7 protein-coding genes are annotated in these 8,395 nt (G+C 55.5%); 1 reads left to right on the top strand and 6 read right to left on the bottom strand.

Annotated features, from left to right (window positions below):
- From JI62_RS11200 to folK, 4 genes are all read right to left on the bottom strand, one after another.
- Positions 1 to 1,764: FAD-binding oxidoreductase (locus JI62_RS11200; protein WP_141101318.1), on the bottom strand; the 1,764-nt coding region annotated here is incomplete at its 3' end.
- Positions 1,761 to 3,014, bottom strand: coding sequence for a 2-aminoadipate transaminase (locus JI62_RS11195; protein WP_088700230.1), 1,254 nt, complete (start codon positions 3,012 to 3,014; stop codon positions 1,761 to 1,763). The genes JI62_RS11200 and JI62_RS11195, both read right to left, overlap by 4 nt.
- A gap of 209 nt (positions 3,015 to 3,223) precedes the next feature.
- Complete coding sequence (locus JI62_RS11190; RefSeq protein WP_088700229.1) at positions 3,224 to 4,045, bottom strand: flagellin; 822 nt, start codon at positions 4,043 to 4,045, stop codon at positions 3,224 to 3,226.
- A gap of 73 nt (positions 4,046 to 4,118) precedes the next feature.
- Positions 4,119 to 4,565, bottom strand: a complete 447-nt coding sequence (gene folK / locus JI62_RS11185; RefSeq protein WP_088700228.1) for a 2-amino-4-hydroxy-6-hydroxymethyldihydropteridine diphosphokinase — start codon at positions 4,563 to 4,565, stop codon at positions 4,119 to 4,121.
- A 166-nt stretch (positions 4,566 to 4,731) separates the two neighbouring features.
- Here folK and JI62_RS11180 point away from each other — a divergent pair, with 166 nt between their 5' ends.
- Positions 4,732 to 5,478, top strand: a complete 747-nt coding sequence (locus tag JI62_RS11180; protein WP_088700227.1) for an SDR family oxidoreductase — start codon at positions 4,732 to 4,734, stop codon at positions 5,476 to 5,478.
- 97 nt (positions 5,479 to 5,575) lie between these two features.
- On the opposite strand, the gene ybiO is transcribed toward JI62_RS11180, so the two are convergent.
- Both ybiO and JI62_RS11170 read right to left on the bottom strand, forming a co-directional pair.
- Positions 5,576 to 7,963: a mechanosensitive channel protein gene (ybiO, locus tag JI62_RS11175; RefSeq protein ID WP_088700226.1), complete on the bottom strand. Its 2,388-nt coding sequence runs from the start codon at positions 7,961 to 7,963 to the stop codon at positions 5,576 to 5,578.
- 158 nt (positions 7,964 to 8,121) lie between these two features.
- Positions 8,122 to 8,395, bottom strand: a 274-nt coding sequence (locus JI62_RS11170) for a YqaA family protein (RefSeq protein ID WP_141101319.1), incomplete at its 5' end; no start/stop codon positions are given.

Below are 8,395 nucleotides of genomic sequence, written 5' to 3'. Positions count from 1 at the left end.
GTCGTAGGCCTGCCAGGCACGCTCGTCGATGGTGCGATCAAACTGGCCGCGCATGGGCACGCCATCCACCGTCAACAGGTCGGGATCGCTATCTTTGGCGATTAGCTCGCCGCTTTGAGTCCTACCCGCAGCTTCGGGCGGGGTGGAAAGAGGAGAGGCGATCTTGCCAGGGTTGAGCTGGTTGAAAGGGTCAAAAGCCGCTTTTACCCGCTGTAGGCTGGGATAGAGTTCGCCAAAGAATTTAGGTGAGTACTCCGAGCGCACGCCCTTGCCGTGTTCGCCCCACAGCAGGCCGCCATATTTCTGGGTAAGCGCCGCCACTTCATCGGACACCGCGCGAATCAGTTTTTCCTGTTCGGGATCCTTCATATCGATGGCGGGGCGCACGTGGAGTACGCCGGCGTCTACATGGCCAAACATCCCATAGGATAGCCCGCGGGCATCCAGCGCGGCGCGGAACTCGGCGATAAACTCGGCCAGATGCTCCGGCGGCACGGCGGTATCTTCCACAAACGGGATCGGCCGTTTCTCGCCCTGCACATTGCCGAGCAAACCCACCGAGCGCTTGCGCATGGCATAGACTTTCTGGATCTGCCCGCGACCCTCGGCCAGGGTGTAGCCTAGGCGCTCAACGGTGGTGTCTTGGCTTAGGTGGTCGGTAAAGGCGCGCACCCGCTCGGCGAGGGCGCTCTCATCGTCGTCATTAAATTCGATCAGGTTAATGCCACGAATCGCCGTGCTACCGGTGGCGGGGAAGAACCCCGCCACGCTGTCCCAGACGAAGTCTTCCATGGCCAGTTGCAGCACGGTGTCGTCGATGGTCTCAATCGAGGTAGGCTGCGCGCTGGCCGTCATTAATGCTTTGGCATCACGCAACGCGTCCATAAAACTGGTATAGCGCACATTGACCAGGGTGGAGTGCTTGGGAATCGGCAGCACGTTCAACACCGCTTCATTTAAAAAGCCCAGCGAGCCTTCCGAGCCGCACAGCAGGCTGTTGAGGTTGAGCTGCCCCTTGTCGTCGCGCAGGTGGGCCAAGTCGTAGCCGGTCAAGCAGCGGTTGAGCGGCGGGAACTTGGCTGCAATCAATTCGCGCTGCTGGTCGATAATATTGGCGGCGGTGGTATGTACGCGGCCCAGAATGCCTTCCTGCTGGCACTCAGCCTGCTCTTCATCCGATGTTAAGGCGCGGCTGTGCAGGTGCTTTCCACCGATCAAAATGGTATCGAGCTGCAGCACATGATCACGGGTTTTGCCGTATTCGCAGCTACCCTGGCCGCTGGCATCGGTAGAGATCATGCCGCCAATAGTGGCGCGGTTGGAGGTCGAAAGCTCCGGGGCGAAAAACAGCCCATGGGGCTTGAGCGCAGCGTTAAGTTGATCCTTTATTACGCCGGCTTGAACGCGCACCCGCCGTGCGTCCACATCGATCTCAATGATCTTATTCATGTGGCGGGAGACATCCACCACAATCCCGTCGGTGAGCGACTGGCCGTTGGTGCCGGTGCCGCCGCCTCTGGGCGTCAACACTATGTCCCGGTGAGTGGTTTGCGCGGCCAGCCGGGTGAGGCGCTCTAGGTCTTCGGCATGCTTGGGGTAGACCGCCGCCTGGGGTAGGCGCTGGTAAATCGAGTTATCCGTCGCCAGCACCGTGCGGTTGGCGTAATCGGGAGCGATTTCGCCTTCAAAGCCACGGGCGCGCAAGGCGTCTAGAAACGCCACATACCTACTGCGCACTGCCGCCTCGCTGACCATTGCGATCATGCCTTGAGCGTCTCCAGCGCCTGCTCGATGAGCCCTAGCCCTTCTGCCATGATGGCTGGTTCGGTGGTCAACGGCGGTAATAAACGCAAGACATTACGTTTACGACCACTGGGCATTAATAAAACTCCAGCATCACGGCCGGCTACCAACAGGTTGGCCAAGTGCTCCGCACCCGTCGCGTTCTCAGTATCTTCAAAGACGATGCCGCGCATAGCGCCAATGCCTGTCATAGCCCCCAGCATGGGGAAACGCTCGCTTGCTTGCCAACGCTGGTAAGCACTAACAATCGCCGCTTCTTGCGCATTTGACCATGCGGTTAGCGTTTCTTCCTGCATGACATCCATCACTGCCAGAGCAGCCGCGCAGGCCACCGCATTACCCGAGTAAGTGCCACCCAAGGCACCTTTGGGCAACGCATCCATTAATTCGCCCCGGCCTACTAATGCGGCCAGCGGCAGGCCTGCAGCCATGCTCTTCCCCATGAGTAAAAGATCCGGTTCGATGCCCAAATGGGTAAAGCCAAAACGCTGGCCAGTTCGCCCAAAGCCAGACTGAATTTCGTCACAAATCAATAAGATGTTGTGCTTATCGCAAACGCCTCGCAGCGCTTTGGCAAACTGCGGGCAGAGTAAACGAAAGCCACCTTCGCCCTGAATGGGCTCTACGATAATGCTGGCTACTTCATCGGCCGGTATTTCAACTTCAAACAACCTCTCCAGCGCATCAAGCGCCTGCTCAGCCGTTACACCGCTGTCCCGACTAGGAAAAGGCAGGTGATAAACCGGCCCCGGCAAGGCGCCTAATCCCGATTTATAAGGTTTAACTTTGCCATTTAGGTTTAACGCTGCCAGCGTCCGGCCATGGAAACCATCGTCAAATGCAATAACCGCTTGCCGCCCCGTCACACCACGAGCAACTTTGAGCGCATTTTCGGTAGCCTCTGCGCCACTATTCGTCAGCATGCACGACAGAGGATACGACACCGGCACGAATTGATTCAGCGCCTCTACCACCGCTAAATAGCCACGATGCGGCAGCGCATTAAACGCAGAGTGCATTAAGGTCTCAACCTGGGCTTTAACGGCTTCGACAACCGCTGGGTGGCTATGGCCAAGGTTCAGCACACCAATACCACCGATGAAATCGATATAACGCTGGTCGGCTTCATCCCAAACTTCAGCATTACGCCCACGAGCAATACAAATCGGGTGTATGACACCCAGCGCGGCACTTACATGAGGAAGATCCATTGCCGTGACGTCTCCTGTCATTTCGTGTGAATGACAGTATCAAAGCAAATTCACGCAGCAGTTCACAAACGAAAAAAAGCGCTCAATGCATGCCAAATTGGAATGCTAGACGCAAAAAGGACAAGGATTTAGAGTGTAAAAAAGTGCAATACTGCAAAAAAGGAATGAATTTTTAGATTAGGGCATGTAAGAAGCAAACAATAAGAGTGCTATAGCCCTTCCAGCAGCCGCAAAATCATTTGCGGCTGCTGGTTGGCCTGGGCCAGCATAGCGATGCCTGCCTGCTGCAGAATCTGCGCACGCATAAGGTTAGAAACTTCCTTGGCGTAGTCGGCATCCTGAATACGCGACCGTGCATCGGAGGTGTTAACAATGCTGTTATTGAGGCCGTCAATGACGCCTTCGAAGCGGTTCTGCACGGCGCCCAAATAACTGCGCTGACGATCTAACCGCTTAATCGCCTCATCCACTCTATCTATCGGTTTATCCGTTCCACTGACATCCTCAGTCACGTCCAAACCATCCAGACCCAACCCCGTTAAATTCATGGCTTCAAAGCGAACGGCAATGGTATCGCCGGCGTTAGCCCCCACTTGAATGTTCAGTGATTTAGTATCGTTAAACAGCCCAATGCCATTAAAGCTACTTTTTCCGGCGATGCGGTCAATCTCTTCCAAGCGCTGACCAATCTCGGTCTGAATAGCGTCAAGATCATTAGACGAATTGGTGCCGTTAGCCGCTTGTACGCTCAGCTCACGGATGCGCTGCAGGTTGTCGTTGATTTGATTGAGCGAGCCTTCCGCTGTCTGCACCATGGAGATGCCGTCATTGGTGTTGCGGATCGCCTGGGTCATGCCTTTGATTTGCGCCGTCATGCGATTGGCAATCGCCTGACCGGAGGCGTCATCCTTAGCACTATTGATGCGCAGCCCAGAAGAGAGGCGCTGCATCGCGGTCTGCATGGATTGCTGACTGCCGCGCAGATTGTTCTGCACGGTTAGCGACATCAAATTGGTATTTAGGCTGAGCAACGCACGCCTCCAGGAAAATTAGCCCATCCAACGTATGGGGGCTACAACGTTACTATCGGCCTACAAGCAAAAATCATGAGCGTTTTTGTGATTCAAGGTTACGGCCACTGCTCGCCAGCACTTCATCGACCGGTTTTCTCACATAGTTGTGCTGGAAGTAGCCGTCATCAATGACCTCCCCATCCCATGCCACAATGTCTAGATCCATGGTGCGTGGGCCCGATTTAATTGCTCCCCGAACACGGCCCAGACGATCTTCCACCCCTTTGAGATAGGCGCGAAACGCCTCCCGCTCAAGTGGCGTGCTCACCAACAGTGCGGCGTTTAAGAAATCGGGCTGCTGCTGGTACCCCACCGGCGCTGTACGAATCGCTTCTGAATGTGCCAATAACACGCACTCGCGGCTGATAATCTCAAGTGCTTGAACGAAATAATGGTCGGGGTCGATATTGGATCCCAATGAGATAAAACACTCATGGAGCGGGGCGGTATGCGTGGAAGGTAAAGAAATGGGTGGCATAGCGACATCCTATTCAAAGTGACGTCTTGTAGAACTACCCTGAGGTAGGGCATTTCTATTACACCCCCAAATCTAGCTCTTCGTGCAAGCTCTGTATAAGTTATTGACAAACGCTACACTCACGCAGACAGTCTTCCAATACCAATAAAACAGTAGGGAACACTATATGCACCAACATGCTGCTATGGTAACCGGCGGTGCCACCCGTTTGGGGCGCTATTTCTCCGAAGCCCTGGCCGATGCGGGTTACGACATTGCTCTTCACGTTAATCGCTCGCGGGAGGAGGCCGAAAAAGTCGCCCACGTTATCCGCGCTAAAGGGAGGGAGTGCGAAATTTTCCCCTGTGATTTTCTGAGCGACGACTTAAGCGACTTAATCCAATCGGCGAAGCAGTGCTTCCCAGGACTCAACCTGCTCCTTAACAGCGCCTCCACCTATGAGCCAGCGCCGATTGCCGCCACCGAACTCGCGGCGCTGGAAACCCAGTTCCGGGTCAATATGTTTACCCCGCTACTGCTTACGCGCCACTTTGCCGAAGCGGTTCAAAAGGGCCAGGTGATCAATATCATCGATAACAAAGTGGCCTATCACCAATACCCTTACGCAGCGTATCTGCTTTCGAAAAAAAGCCTGGCGGAGATGACCCGTATGGCAGCATTGGAGTTCGCTCCGCGCATCCGCATTAACGGCATCGCCCCTGGCGTGGTACTGCCTGCCTCCCAGCGTACCAGCGACTATATTAAGTGGCGTATTGAAGGCATTCCGTTGAAACGCCAGGGCGACCCGAACCACCTTGTACAAGCTTTGCACTATTTATTGGACAACCCCTTTGTGGCGGGGCAGATTCTGTTTGTCGATGGCGGGGAGTCGATCAACCTGGAGGGGCGTCACTCGGAAAATTACTCTGCTTAAAAAACTCTGCTTAAGAACTCGGCTTAAAATTTCTTCTGCTCCAAACGCAGCGGGGCCGCCCGAAGGCGGCCCCGCTTAAGGCTAAGATGAGCACCGTTTAGGTTTCATCAACATCATCGTGGTCGGGTTTCAGGTGATCAGGCTCGCTGGTTTGCTGTACACCTTGAGAGGTGTCGCTCGTAGCCAACGCTGACTCCTCCACTTTCTTCTCTTTAGCGGTCGACTCCAGCACCCGCACATGGGCAGGCGGTGGATTGCCGTTTTTATTATCGCCAAAGTAAAGCGTGGTGTGCGGGAAGGGTATTTCGATACCCGCCTCATCGAAGCGCATTTTCACCAAGCGGTTGTAGGCGCGGCCAACGGCCCACTGATCCCCCGGCGTGGTTTTAATCACCACACGGATATTCACGGAGCTGTCCGCCAGGGCCGTCACACCGGCCACGGTGAGATCCGCCAGTAGCTTAAAGCCATGCTCTTCACTGGCTTTGAGATCCTCAAAGGCCAGCTTGAGCTGCTCGATGGCTTCGTCGATGCTCTCGCTATAGCCAATGCCGTATTCGCCCACATGGTTGCCGTACTCACGCATGTAGTTAGATACGGTATCCACGCTGGAGAACGGTACGATATGGTAAGTACCGGATAGATCGCGGATCCCTACAGAGCGGATACTGAGCCGTTCTGCGGTACCTGTTATGCCACCTACCGTCACCACATCCCCGGTGTTCATGGCATTCTCTATCTGAATAAACACCCCGGTGATAACGTCCTGCACCAGTTTCTGGGCGCCAAAACCAATCGCCAGACCCAGTACACCGGCACCGGCAATCAGCGGGCCGATATTGATGCCAATTTCCGACAGCACGATCATGCCGGTAATGGTCACCATGGCGATTGCCAGGGCATTACGAAACAGACTGAGCAGCGTTTTCGCCCGCGCCGACGGTTCTCCGTGGCCGGTTTCCGGGTTGAGCTTGTGCTCAATCAGGCTCGCCAAACCTAGCCAAACGGCTAGCGCCACAATCAAAATCACCGCCACGCTGGTCAGGTTGCCAACCAGGTTGGCACCGCGTTCAGAGGCGTACCAGGCGGCGAGGTCAAAGGCGCCCCATGCATTCAGCACCATCATGATGACCACGATCAGAATAATCGTGCGCAGCACGCGGAGTGCATTGGGCACGTAGCTGTTCAAGCGCTTCTCAAGCAGGGGCAGTTTGCGCCGCAGGTCGTCGGACAGGGTAATCCGGCGGCCAATGGTTTGGGTAAGAAACGACGATACCAATAGCCCAACAACAATCGCCGCCAACGACTTCAGCGTGGCAAACATCACAAATGGCAATGCATCGCCAGGGCGCGTCAAGGTCAGTACAAACACCATCAAAAAGTACAACAGCGCGAACAGATGCCAAGTACGGGCAAATAGCTGTAGCGAAACGCGGCTGGCGGTGAGCGTCGATTTTGCCGCCATCTCGTTCAGGTTATCGCGCAGGCGGGTGCGGTTCTTAAGCACCACGACCACGGCGTAGATAAATGCCAGCACCATGATCAGCGTACCGACCGCTTGACCCAGCGAAGCCGACACGTAGAAGTTAACCAGCGGTACCACCACCATCAGGCCATAACCGACCATGCCGATCAGCCGAGCTAGCCAGCGGTTCCAGTAGGAGGCTTCTTGGGCAGAGATAGGAAGTAGCCGCAGCCCTTCGTAACGCGAAGAGAACAACATCCGCACCGCGGCTTTGAGCAGCTCAATAATCAAGAACGCATTCAAAAAGAGCGAGGCGCGGGTAGATAGCTCACCGGCTTCACCAATCGCAAACGTGGCCAATAGGTTGCCACCCACATAGGCCAAGCCGACAAGCAACACATCAATGACCGCCGCAATGGCCACACAGGCAATCAAGCGCAACACCGGCGTTAAGTTACTGCCATTCAGCGACCAGCCACTGATTTTGGTAAATAGTGGCTTCGCCAACCGTCGCACGATGATGAATAGTGCAAAGGTGGCGACAATCACCATGCCCAGATTAATCGCCGCACTGGTGAACGCGGCCATATCAAAGACACTGTCTGCCTCTTCTCCAGAAAACAGACCGCCAACAATGCCCACCACTTGCTCGAACTGCCCCCCCACATCGCTAACCACACGACTAGTGAGCTCCGCTAACTGACGCGGCAGGGAAACGTCCTCTGGTGCAATCTCACTGCCTTGGGCCGCCGCTTCCGGAGAGAGCTCATTGGCAACGCCACCGGGCAGCGACGAGGCTTGATTACGCAGCATCTCAATCAACTCTTGCCGCGACTGTTCATTTTCCAACAGGCTGGCCAGCGCCTCGTAGGACGTCGGCGCCGCCTCTTCAGACGATGCTGCACCATCGGCACTGGCCGACTCACTTGGCGCGCTCTGCGCCATTGCTGGCGTCGCTATCAAGGCAATCATTGCCAGCAGCCAGACACCTAGCCAGGGTAATAAACGAAGTGGCTTCACACCTAAACCTCCTTTTGGGTGAGTGTTGTGTTCAATCTAACGGCTGCCTGGTTTTACGCAAGCTAACGTAAGGCAACTGATGTTGCTTACACTCTACACTGCTCGCACAGCTTGTTAAAAAGTTGTACAGGGTAACATGACTTGATTAATAAGGCGTTTCACTGGCAAAGCGGTACTAGCCACTGCTGCGCCAGCAGTAACACCACGGCGTAACGCGCGCCTTTAGCGACCACAATCCACGCTAGCGCCCGCCACCAGGGCAGCCGAAAAACGCCGGCCAGTACAGTGAGGGGGTCGCCAATAATCGGCGCCCAGGAAATCAGCAGGCTCAGCTCGCCAAAGCGGTGATACCAACCTTCCGCGCGCGCCAAGCTACGCGGCGATGCGGGAAACCAACGGCGGTCTTGAAACTGACGCGCATAGCGGCCCATC

The organism is Halomonas campaniensis (genome assembly GCF_002211105.1).
GTDB lineage: Bacteria > Pseudomonadota > Gammaproteobacteria > Pseudomonadales > Halomonadaceae > Vreelandella > Vreelandella campaniensis_A.
The sequence above is the reverse complement of the archived record's forward strand: the minus strand, read 5'-3'. Positions and strand labels throughout refer to the sequence as shown.